This is a genomic window from Nocardia sp. bgisy134 (genome assembly GCF_057708325.1).
In genome coordinates this window covers 414,575-440,093 of sequence record NZ_JBYIRW010000003.1, presented here as the reverse complement: position 1 = coordinate 440,093, position 25,519 = coordinate 414,575, and the positions used below count along the sequence as shown (strand labels likewise).

The 25,519-nt window shown below is 72.2% G+C and carries 1 protein-coding gene; it reads left to right on the top strand.

The window, feature by feature from the left end; genetic code table 11:
- On the top strand, nt 1-25,506 hold the full coding sequence (locus AC3ERS_RS08520; RefSeq protein ID WP_431965235.1) for a non-ribosomal peptide synthase/polyketide synthase: 25,506 nt from the start codon (nt 1-3) through the stop codon (nt 25,504-25,506).
- Nucleotides 25,507-25,519: the final 13 nt, after the last annotated feature.

The following is a 25,519-nucleotide window of genomic DNA, read 5'->3' as shown; positions in this document are numbered from 1 at the left end:
ATGTCTCACGCAGAATCGGTCGCATCCAGCGGACTCGGCAACCGCACCTACCCACCCCGGCATGCGCTGCTGCGCCGCGCCTACGGTGTGGAGGACCTACCCGGCCTGCTCGACATCGTGGCCGAGCTGGCGCCCGAGCGCATCGCGCTGCGGCACGGCGACACCGCGGTCGGCTACGCGGCGCTGGCCACCGAGGCCGCGGCGCTCGGCGCGGCCATGGGCGGCGGACTGAGCCCGGATGCCCTGGTTTCGGTGGTGATCTCGGGCAGGCTTCCGGAGTTGCTCGAATCCGGTGACGGCGCGCTCGGCGAGGTGCTCGACCGGTTGCTCGACGACGTGCTGCTGATCGCCGCCGACGTGCTGCCGACCGCGTTCACCCCGGTCGAGACGCTGGTCAGCGAATTCAAGGAGCAGGTCAAGCGCACCCCGGAGGCTGTCGCACTGGTATTCGGCGACGCCACACTCACCTATGCCGAGTTCGACGCGCGCGTCACCGCCCTGGCTCGGCGCCTGCGGGAGCTGGGCGTCGGGCCGGACGCGCTGGTGGGGCTGGCCGTGCGGCGCTCGTTCGAACTGCTCGTCGGCATGTACGCGATCCTCGAGGCGGGCGGCGGGTACGTGCCGATCGATCCGGAGCATCCCGCCGAGCGCATCGCCTACGTGCTCCAGACCGCGGCGCCGACGCTGGTGCTCACCACCACCGCCGATCAGCCGGAGTCGATCGCCGACAGCCGGGTGCTGCGCATCGACGAATTCGAGGCCGCCCTCCGCAGCGCCGGACAGCTCACCGGCGCCGCGGGACAACCGCTGGACACGGAGCTGCCGTTGTTGCCCGCGGCGGACAACACCGCCTACGTCATCTTCACGTCGGGCTCGACGGGTCGGCCGAAAGGCGTTGCCGTCGAGCACCGTTCGATCCTGGCCAACCTGCGCTGGCGGCAGCGGCTGTACCGGCTGTCGGAGGCCGACGTGGTGTTGCAGAAGACGCCGTTCACCTTCGACGTGTCGGTGTGGGAGTTCTTCTGGCCCTTGCAGATCGGCGCGCGGCTGGTGATCGCCGAGCCCGACGGCCATCGCGATCCGGCCTACCTGGCCCGCACGATCGCCGACTACGGCGTCACCGTGGCACATTTCGTGCCGTCGATGCTCGCGGTGTTCGTCGCCGAGCCGGAGATCGAAGCGGCCGCGGACACCCTGCGCCTGGTCTTCGCCTCCGGCGAGGCGCTGCCCGCGGCCACCGCGGCCGCCTTCCGCGACGTCAGCGGCGCGACCCTGCACAACCTGTACGGTCCGACCGAGGCGGCGGTCGACGTGACCGCGCACGAGGTGACCGCCGCCGACACCACGAGCGTGCCGATCGGCACGGCCGCCGACGACACCGAACTGCTGGTGCTCGACGCGAACCTGCGTCCGGCTCCGGCGGGTGTGGTCGGCGAGCTGTACCTGTCCGGCGTACAGCTGGCCCGCGGCTACGTGGCCCGTCCGGGTCTCACCGCGGATCGGTTCGTGGCGAACCCCGAGGGCGCGCCGGGCGATCGGATGTACCGCACCGGCGATCTGGTCCGCTGGGTGTCCGGCGTGGACGGCGGTCCTGCCGAACTGGAATACCTGGGCCGCACCGACTTCCAGGTGAAGGTGCGCGGGTTGCGCATCGAACTGGGCGAGGTCGAGGCCGGGCTGCTGCGCGACGAGCAGGTGGCGCAAGCCGCGGTCACGCTGCACCGGCACGCGGGCGGCGATCACCTCGTCGGCTACGTGGTGGCGGCCGGTGGCGGCGCGGTCGACACCGCAGCTGTGCTCGTCACCGCGCGGGCGCACCTGCCGGAGTACATGGTGCCCTCGCTGGTGCAGGTGCTGGACGAGATGCCGGTCAACGCGAACGGCAAGCTGGACCGTCGGGCGTTGCCCGAACCCGACTTCGGCGCCGCCGCGGTCGAATACCGCGAACCCGCGACCGGCGCCGAGCGTCGCGTCGCCGAGATCTTCGCCGACCTGCTCGACGCGCCGCGGGTCGGCGCGGACGACGACTTCTTCGCCCTCGGCGGCAACTCGCTGCTGGCGGCGCGCGCGATCGCCAGGGTCGCGGCGGCGCTCGGCGTCGCGATCGACGTCAGGGACTTCTTCGACCGGCCGACGGTGGCTGCGGTGGCCGCGCTGTCCGGCGCGGGGGCCCCGCGAACTGCGCTGGTGGCGGGGCCGCGCCCGGAGCACGTTCCGCTCTCGCCCGCGCAGCGGCGCATGTGGTTCCTCAACCGGCTGGGCGCGAATGCCGCGGTGGACAACATTCCGGTGGCGCTGCGCCTGCGCGGCGCGCTCGACGTGCCCGCGCTGTCGGCCGCGATCACCGATCTCGTCGCGCGCCACGAGATCCTGCGTACCGTCTACCCGCAGACCGAGGCGGGCCCGGTGCAGGTGGTGCGGCCGATGCACGCCGTCTTCGATCTGACGCCCTCCGAGATTCCTGGGGAGCGGCTGGCCGAGGCGGTGCGCGCCGTCGCGAGCCAGGGCTTCGACGTCGCCGAGGAGATCCCGGTGCGGGTGCGCCTGCTGCGCAGCGGCGCGCGGGACCACACCTTGGTGCTCGTGGTGCACCACATCGCCGCCGACGGCGTCTCGATGGGACCGCTGATGCGCGACCTGGTCACCGCCCACGCCGCGCGCCGGGCCGGCGCGGCGCCGGGCTGGCAGCCGCTCGCGGTGCAGTACGCCGACTACGCGCTGTGGCAGCGCGCCGTGCTCGGCGACGAGGACGATCCGGAATCGGCGGCGGCGAGTCAGCTGGGATTCTGGCGGACCGAATTGGCGGAGCTCCCAGCGCAATTGGATCTTCCGTCGGACCGCCCGCGGCCGGCCGTGGCGTCCTACCGCGGCACCACCCACGAATTCGCACTGGACGCCGACCTGCGCGCCGCCGTCGGACGGGTCGCCGAGCGCTGCGGCGCGACGCCGTTCATGGTGCTGCACGCCGCGCTGGCCGCGCTGCTGGCCCGGCTCTCCGGCACCTCCGACATCGCTGTCGGCACCCCGGTCGCGGGCCGCGGCGAGCCCGCGCTGGACGACCTGGTCGGCATGTTCGTCAACACCCTTGTGTTGCGCACCGAGGTCGCGCCCGCCGCGACCTTCGCGCAGCTCGTCGGGCACGCGCGCGAACGCGACCTGCGTGCGTTCGCCCACGGCGACATTCCGTTCGAGCAGTTGGTCGAGGCGGTGAACCCGCCGCGTTCGCAGGGCAGGCACCCGCTGTTCCAGGTGGCGCTGTTCATGCAGAACATGGCGCCCGTCCCGCTCGCCATGCCCGAACTCGACACGCAGCTTGTCGACTTCGAATCCGGGTTCGCCAAGTTCGATCTCCAGCTGACGCTTTCCGAGCCTGCCGCCGCGGTGGGCGGATACCGGGCCGAATTCACCTACGCCACCGACCTGTTCGACGCCGCGACGGTCCGGGAGTTCGCCGCGAAGTTCGTTCGACTGCTGCGCGCCGCCGTCGGCACGCCGGACGCGCCCGTCGGCGATATCGAACTGCTCGACGCGGGTGAGTTCGACTACGTGACCGCGAGCTGGAACGCCAGCGGCCACCGGGTCGCCGACCGCTTCCTGCACGAGGGTTTCGACAACCAGGTCCGGCGCACCCCCGGCGCGGTCGCCCTCGTCGCCGACGACGACACAGCGCTCACCTACACCGAGCTCTCCGAACGGGCCAACCGGCTGGCGCGGATGCTGATCGACACCGGCGTCGGGCCGGAATCGCTTGTGGTGCTGGCTATGCCGCGTTCGGTCGAGCTGGGTGTCGCGATGTACGCCGTACTGCGCGCGGGCGGCGCGTACGTGCCGGTGGACCCGGCGCACCCCGCCGAGCGCATCGGTCACATCATCGACACGGCCGCGCCGCACACCATCCTGACCACCCGCGCTGCCGGATTCACGCCGCCCGGCACGGTGCCGTCGTCCGTGCGCGTGCACCATCTCGACGAGCTGGACCTCGCCGGCTACTCGGCGGCCAAGATCGCCGACGGCCAGCGGACCGCCGCGCTGCACCCCGAGCATCCCGCGTACGTCCTCTTCACCTCCGGTTCCACCGGTCGGCCCAAGGGCGTCTCGATCAGCCACCGCGCCATCGCCAATCAGCTGGCCTGGATGCACGACGAATACCGTGTGCGCGCGGGCGATGCGTACCTCCAGAAGACCGCGACCACCTTCGACGTCTCGCTGTGGGGCTACTTCCTGCCGCTGCGCGCGGGCGCGACGCTGGTGCTCGCCGCCCCGGACGGCCACCGCGATCCGCGCTACATCGCGGAAACCATTGCCCGCCACGGCGTCACGCTCACCGACTTCGTGCCGTCCATGCTGGCGGTCTTCGCCGCGCACGCCGAGGCCGACGAGCTGGCCTCGCTGCGCGATGTGTTCGTCATCGGCGAGGCGCTGCCGCCGGAGACCGTCGCGGCCTTTCACGCGGTCTCCGACGCCGGGCTGCACAACCTGTACGGCCCCACCGAGGCGGCCGTGTCCATCACCTACCGCGAGGTCACCGTCGACGACACCCCGCAGGTGCCGATCGGTGAGCCGGAATGGAATTCGCAGGTCTACGTGCTGGATTCGCGGCTGCGTCCAGTGCCGATCGGCGTGCCGGGCGAGCTGTACCTGGCCGGGGACCAGCTGGCCCGCGGCTACCACGGCCGGGTCGACCTGACCTCGGATCGCTTCGTGGCCAACCCCTTCGGCGCGCCCGGCGCGCGCCTGTACCGCACCGGCGACCTGGTGCGCTGGAGTCAGGACGGCGAACTGGTCTACCTCGGCCGCGTCGATTTCCAGGTGAAGTTCCGCGGTCAGCGCATCGAACTCGCCGAGATCGAGACCGCGCTGCTCGCCGCGCCCGAGGTCGGCCAGGCGGCTGTGCGGCTGATCACCGCCGAGACCGGCGACTATCTGGCGGGCTATGTCATCGCGGCCCCGGCGCGGCAAGACTCCGGCGCGGAACTGGACCTGGACGCGCTGAAGGCCGGTCTCGGCCGGGTGCTGCCCGCGTACATGGTGCCGACCGCGCTCGTGCAGCTGACCGAATTCCCGCGTAACACCAGCGGCAAGCTCGACCGTGCGGCCCTGCCGATTCCGGTGTTGCAGGCCAAGGGTTTTCGCGCTCCGGTCGACGCGGCGCAGCGGCTGGTCGGCGCCGTCTTCGCCGAGGTGCTCAGGGTCGAGCGGGCCGGGCTGGACGACGACTTCTTCGCGCTCGGCGGCAGCTCGCTGGACGCCACCCAGGTCACCGCCCGCGCGGGCGAGGCGGTCGGCGCGCGCATCCCGGTGCGCGCCCTCTTCGAGGCATCCACGGTCGAGGGCTTCGCCGCCGCGGTGGCCGAGCTGGCGACCGAGGGCCGCACGCGGCTGCCCTTGACTCGCCGGGACCGGCCGGAGCGCATTCCGCTCTCGCCCGCGCAGCAGCGGTTGTGGTTCCTCAATCGCCTGGAAAGCCAGGACGATGCACCCGGCGTCTACAACCTGCCCGTCGTGCTTCGCCTGACCGGCAGGCTCGACGTGCGCGCGGTGGAGCGGGCCGTGCTCGACGTGCTCGCCAGGCACGAATCGCTGCGGACCATCTATCCGGAGACCGAGGACAGTCCCTACCAGTCGATCCTGGACGCGGACGACATCGGTCTGAGCTTGCACCCCGTCGAGGTCGAGCGCGCCGAGCTCGCCGACACCATCGCGGCGATCGCGGGCGGCGGTTTCGACGTCACCGCCGAGCTGCCCGCGCGGGTCGCGCTGCTTGCCGTCGACCACGTCGACGACGGGCGCGGCGTGCCCGCCGACGAATACGCGCTGGTGTTCGTCGTCCACCACATCGCCGCCGACGCGCTCTCGATGACGCCGCTCGTCACCGACCTGATCCGCGCCTACCGGGCCAGGCTGATCGGCAAACAGCCCGATTGGCCCGAATTGCCCGTCCAGTACGCCGATTACAGTCTGTGGCAGCGTGAGCTACTCGGGGCGGCGGAACGGCCCGGCGATCTGGCGCACCAGCAGCTGCGGTTCTGGCGCGACGCCCTCGGCGGACTGCCCGCCGAGCTGCCGCTGCCGACCGACCGGCCGCGTCCGGCGCGGCCCAGCCGGCGTGGCGCGGCCGTCGATTTCGCGATCGACGGCGAGGTCGCCGCCGGGCTGCGGGCACTGGCCGCCCGCTCCGGTGCCACGCTGTTCATGGCGCTGCACGCCGCCTTCGCCGCCACGCTGGCGCGGTGGGGCGGCGCGGACGACATCGTCGTCGGCACGCCGATCGGCGGGCGCGGCGAGCGCGATCTCGACGCCATGATCGGCATGTTCGTCAACACCCTCGCGCTGCGCACCCGGGTCGGCTGGGACGTACCGTTCGAGGTCTTCCTCGCCGAGGTGCGCGATACCGACCTGGCCGCGTTCGCCAACGCGGAGCTGCCGTTCGAGCAGCTGGTCGACGCCATGGAGGTCGATCGCGGCACCGGCGCGCACCCGCTGTTCCAGGTGCTGCTGAGCTTCGGCGCGGCCGGGCAGACGCCGTCGGCCGTCGAGGTCCCCTGGCTGACCGTCGAGCCGATCGACATCCCCGACGACGGCGCGAAATTCGACCTGCACCTGGTGCTCGGCGAACTCGCCGCGGACGCCGGGCTGTCCGGCAGCCTGCGCTACGCCACCGATCTGTTCGACGCCGCGACGGTGGACGCGTTCGTCACCGGACTGCGGCGGATGCTCGGCGCGGTGGCCGCCGACCCGGCGGCGCGCGTCGGCGAGATCGACCTGCTCGACGCCGACGAACGGGCGCTCGTGTTGGATCGCTTCAACGACACCGTGCACCCTGTGGACGAATCCGCCACGCTCGCTTCATTGTTCGCCGTGCAGGCGGCGCGCACCCCGGATCGCCCCGCGCTCACCTTCGACGGCGCGACGCTCACCTACGCCGAACTCGCCGCGCGGGTCAACCGGCTGGCGCGCTGGTTGATCGCGCAGGGCGTCGGCCCGGATTCGCTGGTGGCGCTCGGCATGCGGCGCTCCATCGATCTGGTTGTCGGCATGTACGCGATCACGGCCGCGGGCGGCGGCTACGTGCCGCTGGACCCCGACCATCCCGCCGAACGCACGGAACACATTCTCGCCACGGCGATTCCGGTGGCGGTGCTGACCTCCGGCGCCGATCTGGACCTCGCCGCGGCGCAGATCCGCATCGACCGGCTCGACCTGTCCGGATACTCCGACGCACCGATCACCGACGCCGAACGCCGCGGCACGCTGCGCGCCGCGAACACCGCGTACGTCATCTTCACCTCCGGCTCGACGGGCAGGCCCAAGGGCGTCGCGGTCGGTCACGGCGCGATCGTGAACCGGTTGCGCTGGATGCAGTCGGCGTACGTCGCGCTGGACCCGGACGACGTGCTGCTCCAGAAGACGCCCGTCGCCTTCGACGTGTCGGTGCCGGAGTTCTTCTGGCCGCTCCAGGTCGGCGCGCGGCTCGTGCTCGCCCGCCCCGACGGACACCGCGACCCGGCCTACCTCGCCGAGCTGATCCGCCGCGAGGGCGTCACCGCGGCGCATTTCGTGCCGTCCATGCTGGCGGCGTTCGTCGCCGAGGAGCCGGACGTCCCCACCCTGCGGCACGTCTTCTGCTCCGGCGAGGCACTGCCCGCCGCCACCGCGCAGCGGATGCGCGCGCTCACCTCGGCGCGGGTGCACAACATGTACGGGCCCACCGAGACGGCGGTCGAGGTGTCGGCGCACGAGGTGACCGACGCGGACACCGGTGCGCTGCCGATGGGCGGACCCGTGTGGAACACGCGGATGTACGTCCTCGACGCGCGTCTGCGTCCGGTCCCGGTCGGCGTGCCGGGCGAGTTGTATCTGGCCGGTGCGCAGCTGGCCCGCGGCTATCTGGGCCGGGCCGACCTGACCGGAGATCGCTTCCTGGCCGACCCCTTCGGCGCGCCGGGCGCACGGATGTACCGCACCGGCGACCTGGTGCGGTGGACGGCGGCGGGGGAGGTGCGGTTCCTCGGCCGCACCGACTTCCAGGTGAAGGTGCGCGGCCTGCGCATCGAACTCGGCGAGATCGAGACGGCGCTGCTCGCGGCGCCCGGGGTGGCGCAGGCCGCGGTGCTGGTCCGCGATGATCACGGCACCGGCGACCAGCTGGTCGCCTACCTGAGGTCGGAGACCGCGCTCGACCTCGACCTGGTGCGCGCGGAGGCCGCCCGCCGACTACCGGCGTACATGGTGCCCGCCGAGTTCGTGGTGCTCGACGCCTTCCCGGTGAACGCTTCCGGCAAGCTGGACCGCGGGGCCCTGCCCGCACCCGCGCGGCGCACCGTGGCATTCCGCGCGGCCGAAGGCACCGCGGAAACCCTTGTCGCCGATACCTTTCGCGCGCTGCTCGGCGCCGATCGGGTCGGCGCGGACGACGACTTCTTCGCGTTCGGCGGCAACTCGCTCGTCGCGACGCAGCTCGCCGCGCGGTTGTCCAGGGCCACCGGAACGCAGGTGCCCGTGCGCGCCGTGTTCGACGCGCCCACCGTGCGCGAGCTGGCCAGGCACGTGCGGTTCGACGGCCCGGCCGCGCCCGTGACGCTGCCGCCGCTGCGCGCAGGGGAGCGCGGCGAGACCATTCCACTCTCGATCGCGCAGCAGCGCATGTGGTTCCTGAACCGATTCGACAGCGCGAGCGGCGGTTACAACATCCCGTTCGCGCTGCGGCTGACGGGCGCGCTGAACGTGGCCGCCCTCGCCGCGGCCGTCGCCGACGTGATCGCCAGGCACGAGACGCTGCGCACCATCTATCCGGAACACGACGGCGCGGCGACCCAGGTGGTGTTGCCCCCTGGCACCCGGCTGGTCGATGTGACACCGCGCCCGGTGCGCGCCGCCGAACTGCCCCCGCTGATCGCGGCGGCGGCCGAAACCGGCTTCGACGTGACGTCCGAAGTGCCGCTGCGGGTTCGGCTGCTGCACGTCGAGGACGGCGGCGCCCAGCCGGTGCACGTGCTGCTGTTCGTGGTGCACCACATCGCGGCCGACGGCTGGTCCTTCGCGCCGCTGACCCGCGATCTGGCCGCCGCCTACGTCGCGCGCTGCGCGGGGTCCGCGCCCGCTTGGCGTCCGCTGCCCGTTCAGTACGCCGATTTCGCGCTCTGGCAGCGCGCGGCGCTGGGCCGCGCGGACGACCCGGACTCGGTGCTGGCCGGCCAGTTGCGCTACTGGACGCACCGCCTGGCGGGCCTGCCCGAGGTGCTGGCGCTGCCTTCGGATCGTCCGCGCCCTGCGGTCGCCTCGAACCGCGGCGGCGCCGTCACCGGACGACTCGACGCCGCCATGCACCGCGATATCCAGGAGCTCGCCGCGGCACACCGGGTCACCCCGTTCATGGTGCTGCACGCCGCGCTGGCCGCGCTGCTGAGCAGGCTGGCCGCCTCCGGCGACGTCGTCGTCGGCGCACCGGTGGCCGGGCGTGGCGACGAGGCGCTGGACGAGCTCGTCGGCATGTTCGTCAACACCCTCGTGCTGCGCACCGAGGTGCGCGCCGACGCCACCCTCGCCGACTTGCTCACGGTGGTCAGGACCGCCGACCTGGCCGCGTTCGAGCACGCCGCGGTGCCGTTCGAGCAGCTCGTCGATGCACTGAATCCAGTACGCTCGCAGGCGCATTCGCCGCTCTACCAGGTGGCGTTGACGCTCCAGAACCAGACGAAGCCCGACTTCCGTCTCCAGCGGCTCGCCATCGGCGCGCTCGACATCGGGCCCGCCCCGATCCAGCTCGACCTGGACTGGACCCTGACCGACCGCTACGACGCGGACGGCGAGCCCGACGGCATCGACGTGCACCTGCACTACGCGCTCGACCTGTTCGACGAGCACACGGTCACCGATTTACTCGCCGGATTCGAGCGGGTGCTGCGCGCCATGGCACGCGACACCAGGACCGCGGTCGGCGACGTCGAGCTGATGTCGGTCGCCGAGCGCGGCATGCTGCTGGCCGACCGGAACGCGACCGCGCGTTCGCTGCCCGCCGAGACACTCGACGACCTGCTGACCGCCCGCGCCGCCGCCGATCCGGACGGTCGCGCGGTGACCTACGAGAACGAGTCGCTTACCTACGCTGCGCTGGCCGACCGGGTGAACCGGCTGGCGCGGCTCCTGATCGCCGAGGGCGTCGGCCCGGACATCGTCGTCGGGCTCGCCGCGCTGCGTTCGCTGGACATGCTCGTGGCGATGTTCGCGATCGTGCGCGCCGGGGGCGCGTACCTTCCGCTCGACCCCACACATCCGGCCGACCGGCTCGCCCAGGTGATCGAAAGCGCCCACCCCGCACTTGTCTTGGTCGTCGGCGGCGCCGAACTGCCTGCGATGCCGCATGTGCGCGTGCTTCGCCCCGCCGACCTGGACCTCTCCGGGTACTCCGCCGAGCCGGTCGCCGATGCCGAGCGCCGCGCCGCGCTGCGCCGGGACAACCTCGCGTACGTGCTGTTCACGTCGGGCTCGACCGGACGGCCCAAGGGCGTCGCGGTCACCCACCGCGCCATCATGAACCAGCTGCGCTGGCTCGAGCACCGGTACGAGGTCACGGCGGCCGACCGCATCCTGCAGCGCGCGCCGCTGACCTTCGACGTCTCGGTGTGGGAATGCTTCCTGCCCGTCGCGGTCGGCGCGCCGCTGGTGATCGCCCGGCCCGGCGGACACCTCGATCTGGCCTACTTCGCCGGGCTGCTGCGCGAACACGGGATCACCATCGCCGAATACGTGCCCTCGGTGCTCGCCGCGCTCATCGGCGAGGGCATGGGCGACGCGCTGCGCTCGTTCCGGCATCTGCACTGCGGCGGCGAGGCGCTCACGCCCGATCTGCTCGCCGCGATTCGCGGCAGCTTCGACGGCGCGGTGCACAACGCCTACGGCCCGACCGAGGCCGCGATCTCAGCGGTGTATCACGAATTCACCGACGCCGAAGTGACTTCCGGCCGCGAGGTGGCGATCGGGCGACCCTGCTGGAACACCCGCGTCTATGTGCTCGACGCGCGGCTGCGCCCGGTGCCCGTCGGCGTGCCCGGCGAGCTCTACCTCGCGGGCGATCAGCTGGCCCGCGGCTACCAGGGCCGCTCCGGGCTGACCGCGGAACGGTTCGTCGCCGACCCGTTCGGCGTGCCGGGCGCGGTGATGTACCGCACCGGCGATCTGGTCCGCTGGAACCGCGCGGGCGACCTGATCTATCTGGGCCGCAACGATTTCCAGATCAAACTGCGCGGCCAGCGGATCGAGCTCGGCGAGATCGAGTCGGCGCTGGCCGGGGTGCCGGGCGTGACCAACGCGGCGGTCGTGGTGGCCGAGGACAGCACCGGGTACGAATGCCTGGTCGGCTACGTCAGCGGGGAGATCGATGCCGAAGCGGTCCTGGACGTGGTGCGCGACCGGCTGCCCGGCTACATGGTGCCCGCACACCTGGTGGCGCTGGACGATATGCCGCTGACCACGGTCGGCAAGCTGGATCGCTCGGCCCTGCCGAAGGTCGAATTCAGCGGCGGCGCAGCGGCATACCGCGCGCCGAGGGAGGGTGCGGAATCGGTGCTCGCGGCGCTGGTCACCGACCTGCTCGGCGGATCGGCGCGGATCGGCGCGGACGACGACTTCTTCACGCGCGGCGGGAATTCGCTGCTGGCCATGCGCCTGGTGGCGCGAGCCAACGCGGCGCTCGGCTGCGCGCTCACGGTGCGCGAGGTCTTCGAAGCGCCGACGGTGGCCGAACTCGCCGTGCGCGTGCGCCTTTCGGCCGAACTGGACGACGTGATCGCGCGGCCCGCGCTGGCCGCCGGTCCGCGCCCGGAGCGAATTCCGCTGTCGCTGGCGCAGACCCGGATGTGGCTGTTGCATCGCCTCGATCCGGAATCGGCGGTCTACCACATCCCGATCACCATCCGGCTGACCGGCGCGTTGGACACCGCCGCGCTGGCCGCCGCGCTGAACGACGTGGTCGCGCGGCACGAGTCGTTGCGTACGGTGTTCCCCTCCGACGGCGACGGCCCGTTCCAGTCGGTGCGCTCCCTCGCGGAAGTGCCCGCGCTGGACCTGGACCCGAGCGTGGTCACCGAGGTCGAACTGCCGGAGTCCGTCGCCGCGTTCGCGGCCGAGCCGTTCGACTTGCGCAACCAGATCCCGGTGCGCGCCAGGCTGTTCCGTACCGCCTCCGAAGACCATGTGCTCGCCGTGGTGGTGCACCACATCGCCGCCGACGGCGTGTCCACCGCACCGCTGGCCCGCGATCTGATGGTGGCCTACACCGCCCGCGCGGCGGGCGAATCACCGCTGTGGCGTCCGCTGCCGGTGCAATACGCCGACTTCACGCTCTGGCAGCGCGAGACGCTCGGGGCGGCCTCGGACCCGGAATCGGTGCTGGCCAGGCAGATCGCACACTGGCGTGCCGAACTGGCCGGCCTCGCGCCGGTGCTGGAGCTGCCCGCCGATCGCCCGCGCCCGCCGCTCGCCAGCGGGCGCGGTGCGGCCGTGGAGTTCACGGTGTCCGCGGAACTGACCGCGGCCATTGCGGAACTGGCAAGGCGACACGGTGTTTCGTCGTTCATGGTGCTGCACGCCGCCTACGCCACCTTGCTCGGCCGCCTCGCCAGGACCGAAGACCTGGCGATCGGCACACCCGTCGCCGGACGCGCCGAACAGGCGCTCGACGAGCTCGTCGGCATGTTCGTCAACACCCTCGTGCTGCGCACCCCGGTGCGCGCGGGCGCGACCTTCGCCGATCTGCTCCGCGCGGTCCGTGAGGCCGACGTGCGCGCCTTCGCGCACGCCGATCTGCCGTTCGAGCGTCTCGTCGACGAGCTGAACCCGGTGCGCTCGCAGTCGCATTCGCCGATCGTGCAGACCCTGCTCACCCTCGAGCACCGCGACGACACGGTGCTCGAGCTGCCCGGGCTGGAGGTGTCGGCCTACCCGCTGGACAACCGCGTCGCTCAGTTCGACCTGGCGCTCGAACTGGTCGAACACCGGCAGGGGGCGGGCACGGCGCTGCGCGCGCTGCTGCGCTACGCGACCGACCTGTTCGACCGCGCCACGGTGCAATCCTTCGGGGCGCGATTCACCCGGATCCTGGAGACCGTGGTGGCCGACCCGGCGATCCGGGTCGGCGATATCGAACTGCTCGACCCCGCCGAACGGGCGCTCGTGCTTCAGCGATGGAACGACACCGCGCACCCGGTCGCCACGAGCCCGCACACCCTGGTCTCGCTGTTCGAAGCGCAGGTCGCGCGCACACCCGAGGCGATAGCGGTCGCCTTCGAGGGGACGGGTCCGGCCCACTCGTACGGCGAGTTCGCCACTCACGTGCACCGTTTGGCGCGCTGGTTGGTGACGCAGGGTGTCGGTCCGGGTTCCTGTGTGGCGCTGGGTATGCGGCGCTCGCTCGATCTGGTCACGGCGATGTACGCGGTGGCGGCGGCGGGCGGCGCGTACGTGCCGCTCGATCCCGATCATCCGGTCGATCGCACCGAATACGTGCTGACCACGGCGCGTCCGGTATGCGTGCTGACCTCGGGGATGGATCTGGAAGTCGCCGCGGCGCCGCAGGTTCGGATCGATCGCCTCGAGCTGTCCGGCTTCGCAGACGGACCGCTGACCGACGCCGACCGGCTCGGCGCGCTCGTCCCCGGCCACCCCGCGTACGTCATCTTCACCTCCGGCTCCACCGGTCGCCCCAAAGGCGTCGCCGTCTCGCACGCCGCCATCGTCAACCGGCTGGTGTGGATGCAGGACCGCTACGGGCTGCGCGCCGACGACGCGGTGCTCCAGAAGACGCCGGCCACCTTCGACGTGTCGGTGTGGGAGTTCTTCTGGCCCTTGCAGATCGGTGCGCGCTTGGTCGTCGCGCGGCACGACGGGCATCGCGATCCGGCCTACCTGGCCAGGCTCATCGCGGCGGAACGCATCACCACGGTGCATTTCGTGCCTTCGCTGCTCGCGGTGTTCCTCAACGAGCCGCTGGCCCGCGACTGCGCCGCGCTGCGCCGGGTCTTCGCGTCCGGCGAGGCGCTGCCCGCGCCCGTCGCGCAGCGGGCGCGACGCGTCCTGGGCGCGCGGGTGCACAATCTCTACGGCCCGACCGAGGCCGCGGTGGACGTGACCTATCACGAGGTCACCGACGCGGACACCGGCTCGGTGCCGATCGGCAGGCCGGTGTTCAACACCCGGCTGCTCGTGCTCGACGCCCGGCTGCGGCCGGTGCCGGTCGGCGTGCCGGGTGAGCTGTACCTGGCGGGCGGGCAGCTGGCGCTCGGCTACCTGGCGCGACCTGACCTGACCTCGGATCGGTTCGTGGCCGACCCGTTCGGCGCTCCCGGCGACCGCATGTACCGCACCGGCGATCTGGTGGTGTGGAACGCCAACGGTGAACTGGAGTATTTGGGCCGCACCGATTTCCAGGTGAAGCTGCGCGGTCTGCGGATCGAGCTCGGCGAGATCGAGGCCGCGCTCACGGGCTTGGACGCGGTCGGCCAGGCCGTCGTCGTCGTGCGCGGCGCAGGCCACGGCGATCAGCTGGTGGCCTACCTGACCGCCGCGGGCGGACCGATCGACATCGACGCCGTGCGCGCGCGGCTGGCCGCCGAACTTCCCGGCTACATGGTGCCGTCGGCCTTCGTGGTGCTCGATGAATTCCCGCTCAACTCCTCGGGCAAGCTGGACCGCGCGGCACTGCCCGCACCCGTGGTCGCGGCGGCGGTCTTCCGCGTGCCGGAGACCGACGCGGAGCGCACTGTCGCGGCCCTGTTCGGTGAGCTGCTGGGCGTCGAACAGGTCGGCGCCGACGACGACTTCTTCGCACTGGGCGGCAATTCGCTGATCGCCACCCAGGTGGCCGCGCGGCTCGGCGCCGAGCTCGGCGCCGACATCCCGGTGCGGATGCTGTTCGACGCGCCGACGGTCGCGGCCCTGGCCGAGCGCGCGGAGAGTGCGGGCGCCGCCCGCCGTCCCATCCTCACCGTCGGCCCGCGCCCGGAGATGATTCCGCTCTCGCCCGCGCAGCAGCGGATGTGGTTCCTGAACCGGTTCGATCCCGACGAGACCGTCAACAACATCCCGGTCGCCCTCCGCTTCGCGGGCGAGCTGGACACCGCGGCGCTGACCGCCGCGATCGCCGACGTCGTCGACAGGCACGAAACTCTCCGCACCGTCTACCCGGACCGCGACGGCACCGGCCACCAGCTGATCCTGGACGCCGCGGTGCCCGCGATCACCGAGTTGGACGCGACCGACCCGGCCGCCGCGCTCGCCGAATTCGTCGCCACCCCGTTCGACGTGACCGCCGAGGTTCCGCTGCGCATCGGGCTGGCCAGGCTCGCGGAGCACGAGCATCTGCTCGCCCTCGTCGTGCACCACATCGCCGCCGACGGCTTCTCGATGGGACCGCTGGCCCGCGATCTCGCCGCCGCGTACGCCGCGCGCGTCACCGGCGCCGCGCCGGACTGGGCGCCGCTGCCCGCGCAGTACGCCGACTACGCGCTGTGGAAGCACGAAATCCTCGGCGCAGAGGACGATCCGGACGCGATCGCCGCCCGTCAGCTGGCGTACTGGCGGCAGGCGCTGCGCGGTCTGCCCGCGCAGCTCGACCTGCCCGCCGACCGGCCGCGCCCCGCCGTCGCCTCGCACGCCGCCGCGAGCGTCACTCTGCTGCTCGACCCGGCGCTGCGCTCGGGCATCGCGACCTTGGCCGCGCGGCACGACGCGACGCCGTTCATGGTGGTGCACGCCGCGCTCGCGGTGCTGCTCGCCCGGCTCTCCGGCACCGCGGACATCGCCATCGGCGCGCCGATCGCCGGGCGCGGCGAACGCAGGCTCGACGACCTGGTCGGCATGTTCGTCAACACCCTGGTGCTGCGCACCGCGGTGCCGGGCGCGGACCCCTTCGCCGCCGTGCTGCGGCGGGTGCGCGAGGGCGATCTGGACGCGTTCGCCCACGCCGAGGTGCCCTTCGAGCGGCTGGTCGAGGTGCTCGACCCGCCGCGCTCGCAGGCGCGCCACCCGCTGTTCCAGGTCGCGCTGTTCTTCCAGAACCTGGCCCCCGTCGCGGTGCGGCTGCCGGGGGTCACCGTGGCCGAATACGAGTTCGACTACGAGACAACACGTTTCGATCTGCAACTGACGGTCTCCGACGACGCGGTGCGGTTCAGTTACGCCACCGACCTGTTCGACGCGGCGACCATCCGCACCTTGGGCGAGCGCTTCCGGCGGCTGCTGGCCGCGGTGATCGCGGACCCGAGCCTGCCGGTGGGCGACATCGACCTGTTCGGCGCGGGCGAACTGCACCGGGTGGTCACCGAGTGGAACGACTCCGCGCACACCGCGTTCGTGGCGGAGATGCTGCTCGACGAGTTCGAGGCGCAGGCCGCGGCCACCCCGAACGATCCGGCGCTGGTGTACGTCCCCGACGACGGCGCGCCCGCCTCGGTGCTCACCTATGGCGAACTCGATCAGCGCGCCAACCAGCTGGCGCGCCACCTGATCGAGGCGGGCGTGGGACCGGAATCGCTGGTGGCCCTGGCCATCCGACGCTCCATCGACCTCGTGATCGCCATGTACGCGGTGCTCAAGGCGGGTGGCGCCTACGTGCCGATCGATCCCGATCACCCCGCCCAGCGCATCGTCCATATCCTCGACACCGCGCGCCCCGCCGCTCTGCTCACCACCGAGCGCGACCGCGCCGAACTCGGCTACACCGGACACACGGTGTGCGTGGACACCGTCGTGCTCGACGGCTATGCCGACGACCCGATCGCGACCGAGGAGCGCGGCGCGCCCATCCACCCGGCGAACCCGGCGTATGTGATCTTCACGTCGGGCTCGACCGGAAAGCCCAAGGGCGTCAGCGTGTCCCACGCGGCGATCGTCAACCAGATGACCTGGATGCAGTCGGAATACCGAGTGCGCGCCGACGACGTGTACCTGCAGAAGACCGCGACCACCTTCGACGTCTCGCTGTGGGGCTACTTCCTGCCGCTGCGCGTCGGCGCGACGCTCGTGCTCGCGAGCCCGGACGGACACCGCGATCCCGGTTACCTCACCGAGGTGATGGGCCGTTACGGCGTCACCGTCACCGACTTCGTGCCCTCGATGCTCAGCGTTTTCGCCGGACACGTGCACGGCGCCGGGCAGCGCGCCGCCCTCGACGCGCTGCGCACGGTCTTCGTGATCGGGGAGGCGCTGCCCGCCGAGACCGTCCGCGCGTTCGGCACGGTGAGCGCCGCCCGGCTGCACAACCTGTACGGCCCCACCGAAGCCGCGGTGAGTATCACCTACCGCGACGTGACGGGCGAGACCGAGCGCACCGTGATGCCGATCGGCAACCCGGAGTGGAACAGCAGGGTGTACGTGCTGGATTCGCGGCTGCGGCCGACGCTGCCGGGAGTGGCGGGGGAGTTGTACCTGGCGGGCACACAACTCGCCCGCGGCTATCACGGCCGACCGGACCTGACCTCGGATCGGTTCGTGGCCAACCCGTTCGGCGCTCCCGGCGACCGCATGTACCGCACCGGCGATCTGGTGCGCTGGGAGACCGGCGACACCGCCGAGCTGGTGTACCTGGGGCGCACCGATTTCCAAGTGAAGTTCCGCGGCCAGCGCATCGAGCTCGGGGAGATCGAGGCGGTGCTCGCCGCGGTCGCGGGCGTGTCCCAGGCCGCGGCGCTGGTGGTCGGCGATCACTTGGTCGGCTATGTGGTGCCAACGCCGGAGAGCGCATCGGCCGCGCGCGAACTCCAAGGCGCGCTGCGCGCGGCGGCACGGGCGGCGCTGCCGTCCTACATGCTGCCTTCGGCCTTCGTGGTGCTCGACGCGTTCCCGCTCAACGCCTCGGGCAAGCTCGAGCGCACCGCGCTGCCGGAGCCGGTGTTCGACCGGGTGGCCTACACGGCCCCGGTCAGCCCGGCCGAGCGCCTGGTGGCCGCCGCTTTCGAGGCCGTGCTCGACCGCGGGCCGGTGGGTGCCGACGACAGCTTCTTCGATCTCGGCGGCAACTCGCTCAGCGCTACCAGGGTGCTGGCCCGGCTCGGTGAACGGCTCGGCAGACGGGTGCCGGTACGCCTGCTGTTCGCGGCGCCGACTGTTCGCGCGCTGGCGGACGGGATCGTCTCGGCCGCTGGTGATTCCGTCGTTCCGCTGGTCGCCGGTCCGCGGCCGGAGTCGGTTCCGCTGGCGCCCGTGCAGCGCGGCATGTGGTTCCTCAACCGCCTCGACCCGTCGTCCGCCGCGCACAACATCCCGGTCGCGCTGCGGATCCGCGGCGAACTGGACGAAGTGGCGCTCGCGGCGGCGTTCGCCGATGTGGTGGCGCGGCACGAGGCGCTGCGCACGGTCTACCCGGCGGCCGCCGACGGCACGGCGCACCAGGTGATCCTGCCCGCGGCCGCCGCGCCTGTGCGGCTGGCCGTCGAACCCCTCGATGCCGCTCCTATCGAGGACCGGATCGCCGAATTCCTCACCGCGGGTTTCGATGTCACCACCGAGGTCCCCGTGCGGGCGGTGCTGCTGCGCGAGAGCCCGGCCAGCCGGGTGCTCGTCGCGGTGTTGCACCACATCGCCGCCGACGGGTACTCGATGCGACCGATGTTGCGAGATCTGCTCTCCGCCTATCTGTCTCGGGTGCTCGGCACAGCGCCGACGTGGCCGGAGCTGGCCGCGCAGTACGCGGACTACGCACTGTGGCAGGCCGCCGCAGTGGAAAACGCGGCCGCCGAGGAGCTTTCGTTCTGGCGCGAGACGCTGCGCGACCTGCCGGAAGACCTGGCGCTGCCCACCGACCGCCCGCGTCCGCCGGTAGCCAGCAAGCGCGGCGGGAATGTGCGCGCCCGGATCGGCGGGGGCGTGGGCGCGCGGGTGCGCGACCTCGCCCGCGAGCACCACGCGACGCCGTTCATGGTGGTGCACACGGCGCTCTCCGTGCTGCTCGCCAGGCTCTCCGGTTCCGACGACATCGCGATCGGCACGCCCGTTGCCGGTCGCGGCGCGGCGGCGCTGGACGACCTGGTCGGCATGTTCGTGAACACGCTGGTGCTGCGCACCCGCCCGCGCGCCGAGCAGTCGTTCACCGATCTGCTCGCCGCGACGCGGTCCGCCGACTTGGCGGCGTTCGCGCACGCCACCGTGCCGTTCGAGCGGGTCGTCGACGAGCTCGGCGCGGCCACCACGCAGGCGCGGCATCCGCTGTTCACCGTCGCCATGAGCTACCTGAACACCGGCGACGACGCCTTCGCGGTGCCGGGACTAGAGCTCTCCGGCGTCGAATTCGACGAGCCCGTAGCGCGTTTCGACCTCCAGTTCACCGTCGCCGCGGACCGGGACGCCGACGGATATCTCGCCGTCGAGCTCAACTACGCGACCGATCTGTTCGACCACGGCACCGCCGCCGGGCTGCTGCGCCGCTTCGGCCGCGTCCTCGGCGCGCTGACCGCCGAGCCGGGACGCCCGATCGGCGCGGTGGATCTGCTCGCACCCGCCGAGCGCGCCGAACTGCTCGCCCGGCGCGGCGGCGCGGCCGTACCGCCGCGGACCTTGGCCGAGACGATGGCGGCGGCGGTCGCCATGAACCCGGACGGCATCGCCGTGCGCTGCGGTGATCGGGAGCTGACCTACCGCGCGCTGGACGAGCAGTCCTCTCGCCTGGCCAGGATGCTCGCCGGGCACGGCATCGGCGCGGAGGACATCGTCGCGATCGCCGTTCCGCGCTCGGCCGAATCGCTGCTCGCGGTGTGGTCGGTGGCCAAGACCGGCGCGGCCTTCGTCCCGGTGGACCCGACCTATCCGGCCGACCGGATCGCCCACATGCTCACCGACTCGGGCGCGGTCATCGGCCTCACGATCGGCGACGCGCACACCGCGCAGCCCGGCGCCGTCGAGTGGCTGGTGCTCGACGCGCCGGCCACAGTGGCGCGGATGCGGCACACCAGCGCGGCCCCGCTCGGCCCGGACGAGCTGGTGCGTCCGGTGCGCACCGACCACGCGGCATGGATGATCTACACCTCGGGCTCGACCGGCGTGCCGAAGGGCGTGCTCGCCACGCACGCGGGCATCGCGGGAGTGGCGCGCGCGCAACGGGATCGGTATTCGGTGACGGCCGAGTCGCGGGTGCTGCACGTGTCCTCGCCGAGCTTCGACGCCTCGATGCTGGAGCTGTTGTTCGCGCTCGCGGCGGGCGCGACCTTGGTCGTGGCGCCGGCGGGGGTCTACGGCGGGGCCGAGCTGACCGCGTTCATCCGCGATCATCGGGTGACCCACGCGTTCCTCACGCCCGCGGTCCTGCAAACCCTCGATCCGGCACAGCTGCCCGAGCTGGAGCGGCTGACCGTCGGCGGTGAGTCGTACGGGCCGGATGTGGTGCGGCGCTGGAGCGTCGGACGCGAGATGTACAACACCTACGGGCCGACCGAGACCACGATCATCACCACCATCAGCGCGCGGATGCACCCCGGCGAATCGTTCGACATGGGCACGCCGATCCACGGCATGTCCGCGCTGGTGCTCGACGACCGCCTGCGCCCGGTCCCGGTCGGCGTCGCGGGCGAACTGTACCTGCGCGGTCCCGGCCTGGCCCGCGGATACCATGCGCGGCCGGGACTTTCGGCGGATCGGTTCGTCGCGGACCCCTACGGTCCCGCGGGCGGACGGATCTACCGCACCGGTGACCTGGCGCGCTGGACAGCGTCCGGTGCGCTCCAGCACCTCGGCCGCACCGACCACCAGGTGAAGGTGCGCGGCCTGCGCATCGAACTCGGCGAGATCGACGCCGTGCTCGCCGCGCACGAATCCGTGGCGTACGTGGTGACCGTGGGGCATACCGATGCCAACGGCGTGGTCGCGCTGGTCTCCTATGTGGTGGCCGCGCCGGGCCGCACCGTCGACGCGACGGAACTCACCGCCTTCGCGGGACGGTCGCTGGCCGCTTACATGGTGCCCGCCGCCATCATGGCGCTCGACGAGCTTCCGTTGACGCCGGTCGGGAAGCTGGATCGAAAGGCGCTGCCGGAGCCCGAATTCCGGGCCGCCACGTTCCGCGCACCGCGTACGGCGGCGGAACGGGCGGTGGCCGAGACCGTCGCCGGGGTCCTCGGTCTCGATGACAACGGCCGCGTCGGCTTGGACGACGACTTCTTCGTCCTCGGCGGAAACTCGCTCACCGCAACCCAGCTCGCCGCCCGACTCGGCGCCGCGTTCGGCGTCACCGTGGGCGTGCGCACCGTGTTCGAGCACTCGACCGTGGCCGCGCTGGCGGACGAGTTGGGCGGCGCCGACGCGTCGGAGGCACGGCCCGCGCTGATCGCGCGCACAGGCGACGAGCCGGTGCCGCTGTCGCTGGCGCAGCAGCGCATGTGGTTCCTGAACCGCCTCGACCGCCAGTCCACCGCCTACAACATTCCGCTCGCGGTGCGGCTGAGTGGAACGCTCGATGTCGGCGCGCTCGATGCCGCCGTCGCCGACGTGGTGGCCAGGCACGAGGTGCTTCGTACCGTCTACCCGCAGCGGACGACCGGGCCGGTGCAGGTGGTGTTGCCGGTCGACGCGGCGGGCACGCCGGTGCTCACCCCGATCGATGTCCCGATCGACGACCTACCCGTCGCCGTCGCGGATTTCGTCGGCGCGGGGTTCGACGTGATGGACGCGGTTCCGCTGCGCGCCAGGCTCTTCCGCCCCGTCGCCGAGGACGGCGGCGAGACCGATTCCGCGGCAACGGAACACGTGCTCGTGGTGGTGGTACACCATATCGCCGCCGACGGCTCCTCCCTGGCGCCCTTGGCCAGGGACGTGATGCTGGCCTACGCCGCACGCAAACACGGTCGCGCGCCCGGTTGGGCGCCGCTGCCGGTGCAGTACGCCGACTACAGCCTCTGGCAGCGCGCACTGCTCGGCTCCGAGGACGATCCAGAATCCGTGGTGGCGCGCCAACTCCGGTTCTGGACCGAAACGCTCGACGAGCTGCCCGCGCAACTGCCGTTGCCCACGGACCGGCCGCGGCCCGCGGTCGTGTCCACCAGGGGCAGGCATGTCGATTTCACGGTCGACGCCGAATCCCATGCGGCGCTGGTCGAAGTGGGGCGCGCCGGCGGGGCGACGCTGTTCATGGTGGTCCACGCCGCCTTCGCGGCGCTGCTCGCGCGGCTGTCCGGCACCGGCGACATCGCCGTCGGCACGCCCGTGGCAGGCCGGGGCACGGCCGAACTGGACGACGTGGTCGGCATGTTCGTCAACACCCTCGTGCTGCGCACCCGGGTGGACGCGAGCGAGGAGTTCACCGCACTGCTGGACCGGGTGCGGGCCGCCGACCTCGCGGCGTTCGCGCACGCCGACGTCCCCTTCGAGCGGTTGGTCGAGGTGCTCAACCCCGAACGATCCACCGCGCGGCACCCGCTGTTCCAGGTCGGCTTCTCTTTCCACAACCAGATCGAGGCCGATTTCACACTCGACGGCCTGACCGCCACCGCCGTCGACTTCGACTCCGAGGTCTCCCAGTTCGACCTGCACCTGGTGGTCACCGACCGCTACGACGCGCACGGCGCGCCCGCGGGTCTCGCGGCGACGATCACCTACGCCACGGTGCTGTTCGACGAGGCGACCGTCGCGGGTTTCGCGCGGCGGCTGCAACGGCTGCTCGCGGCCGTGTGCACCACGCCGCGGCTGCCCGTCGGTGACCTGCCGCTGCTGGACGGCGCCGAGGCCGAACGCATGCTCGTCGCCTGGAACGCCGCCGATCGGGAATTCGCGCCGGACACGCTGGTCACCGCGTTCGAGTCGCAGGTGGTGCGCACGCCCGACGCGGTCGCCGTCGTGGATGACGCACGCACCGTGACCTACGCCGAATTCGCCGCGCGAGTGAACCGGCTGGCCCGGGTGCTGATCGGACGCGGCATCGCACCGGAATCGCCGGTGGCGCTGGCCATTCCGCGCAGCGTCGACCTGCTGGTCGCGATGTACGCGGTGGTGACGGCGGGCGGCGCGTACGTGCCGCTCGACCCGGCGCACCCGCTCGACCGGACCACCGGCGTGCTGGCGGCGGCGAACCCGGAACTTGTGCTCACCTCGGGAAACAGGCCGATGCTGCCCGCCGAGGTCTCCGATCACGAGGTGCTGTTCGACATCACGACGGTCCCGGCGAACGTCGATGCCGCGCCGGTACGGGACGCCGAACGGGTGCGGGCGCTGTCGCCGGACAACACCGCGTACGTCATCTTCACCTCGGGCTCGACCGGCGTCCCCAAGGGCGTTGCCGTCCCGCATCGCGCGGTCGCGCACCAGCTGGACTGGATGCAGTCGGAATACGGGCTCGGCGCCGACGACGCAACGCTGCTGATGACCTCGGCCGCGTTCGACCTGTCGGTGTGGGAATTCTGGTGGGCGCTGCGCACCGGTGCGCGGGTCGTGCTCGCACCCATCGGCGCGCAGCGCGACCCGGAAGGCGTGCTCGACCTGGTCCGGCGGGCGTCGGTCACCACGGTCACACTCGTGCCCTCGCTGCTAGCCATGCTGGCCGAGGTGTCGGGCAGGCGCAGGCTGCCTCGTTCACTGCGCAGGCTGCTGGTGATCGGTGAGGCGCTGCCCGCCGCGACCGTCGCGCGGGTCGGCGCGCTCACCGACGCGCGCGTCGACAATCTGTACGGGCCGACGGAGGCGGCCGTCTCGGTGACCCGGTACCGGGCGACCGTCGGTGCGCCGTCAGGGGTGCCGATCGGCGCAGGGGCGGCCGGTGCGGGGACGGTGCCGATCGGCACAGCGACGTTCGAGCCGACCGGCGCTGCGGTGCTCGAGTCGACAGACGCCGGGACGACTTTGCCGACCGGCACGGCGGTCCCGGTGCCACTCAACGCTGCGGCGACGGTGGCAACCGGCACCGTGAGGGCGATGCCGACCGGCACGGTGCCGATCGGCACTCCGGAGGCGGGCACCCAGGTGTACGTCCTCGACGACCGGATGCACCCGGTGCCCGCGGGCGTCACCGGCGAGCTGTACCTGGGCGGCGCGCAGCTGGCCCGCGGATACCACGGCAGGCCGGAGTCGAGCGCGGAACGCTTCGTGGCCAATCCGTTCGGCGCGCCGGGCGGCAGGCTCTACCGCACCGGTGACATGGTCCGTTGGGGCTCCGACGGCAACCTCCACTACGTGGAACGGCGCGACTTCCAAGTGAAGGTGCGCGGCTATCGCATCGAACTGGCCGAGATCGAACACGCGCTGCGCGCCAGGCCCGGTGTGGCGGACGCCATCGTCGTCGCGTACCGCGCGGATGACGAGAACGCCATGCTGGTCGGCTATTTCACGGGATCGACGCCGCTCGACATCGATGCGCTGCGCGCCGCGCTGGGCGAGGCGCTGCCGAGCTACATGGTGCCCGCCGCGCTGGTTCGGCTGGACGCGCTGCCGCTCAACGCCAACGGCAAGGTGGATCGCGTCTCGCTGCCGCGACCCGCACTGTCCGTGCGCGAGTTTCGCGCTCCGGCGACCGAACTGGACCGCGTGGTGTGCGCCGTCTTCGCCGAGGTGCTGGACGCGCAGCGGGTCGGCTTGGACGACAACTTCTTCGAACGCGGCGGCAACTCGCTGCTCGCCACCCGCTTGGCCACCCGGCTGAGCGCGGAACTCGGCGAACCGGTCCCGGTCGTGTGGTTGTTCTCCGCGCCGACGCCGGCCGGGCTGGTCGCCCAGCTCGAGCTGACCAGGTCGGGACGCGGGCGGGTGGACGCGGCGGCGGCCTTCGACGTGCTGCTCCCGCTCCGGCCGGGCGGCGGCAAGGAGCCGCTGTTCTGCCTGCACCCGGTCGGCGGCGTGGCCTGGTCGTTCGCCGGTCTCGCCGCGCACGTCGACCCGGAGCGCGCGCTCTACGGCCTGCAATCTCCGGTGCTGAATTCGACGGAGCCGCTGCCGGATTCGATCGAAGACTCGGCGCGGCGCTACGTCGCGGAGATCCGCGTCGTGCAGCCGGAGGGTCCCTACCACCTGCTCGGCTGGTCGCTCGGCGGCGTGCTCGCGCACGCCGTCGCGATCCAGTTGCAGGACCAGGGACAGCACGTCGCGACGCTGGCCATGATGGACAGCCCGCGCACGGTCGCGGCGACCGACACCACCGTGCCGCTGGCCGACCTGCTCGGCGGGCTGCTCGGTGAACAAGCCGCCGACGCGGACACCGGACTCGGCCTCGCCGAACTCGCCGCTCGCATCGCCGAACTGCCGGAACCGTTCTCCTCCTTCGGCGCCGAACGGCTCGCACGGCTGTTGGACGCGGGAACTCGCTCCCTCGACCTGCTCCGTCGCTACCGGCCCCGCCGCTACAAGGGCAACCTGGTGTATTTCACCGCCGCCCTGGACGATCCGACCGGCGCCACCGGGGCCGCGAGCTGGTCCGAGGCCGTGGACGGCACCGTGCACAACCACGCCGTCGTGGCCACCCACTGGCGGATGACCTCCGAATCGGCCCTCGCCCGCATCGGCCACGTGCTGGCCGCGGGCTGGGCGGACACCGACCGCGCATGAACCGACCCGCCTG

Excerpts from the sequence above, each read along its gene's own strand:
- AC3ERS_RS08520 (WP_431965235.1), top strand. The coding sequence starts at position 1 with ATGTCTCACGCAGAATCGGTCGCATCCAGCGGACTCGGCAACCGCACC.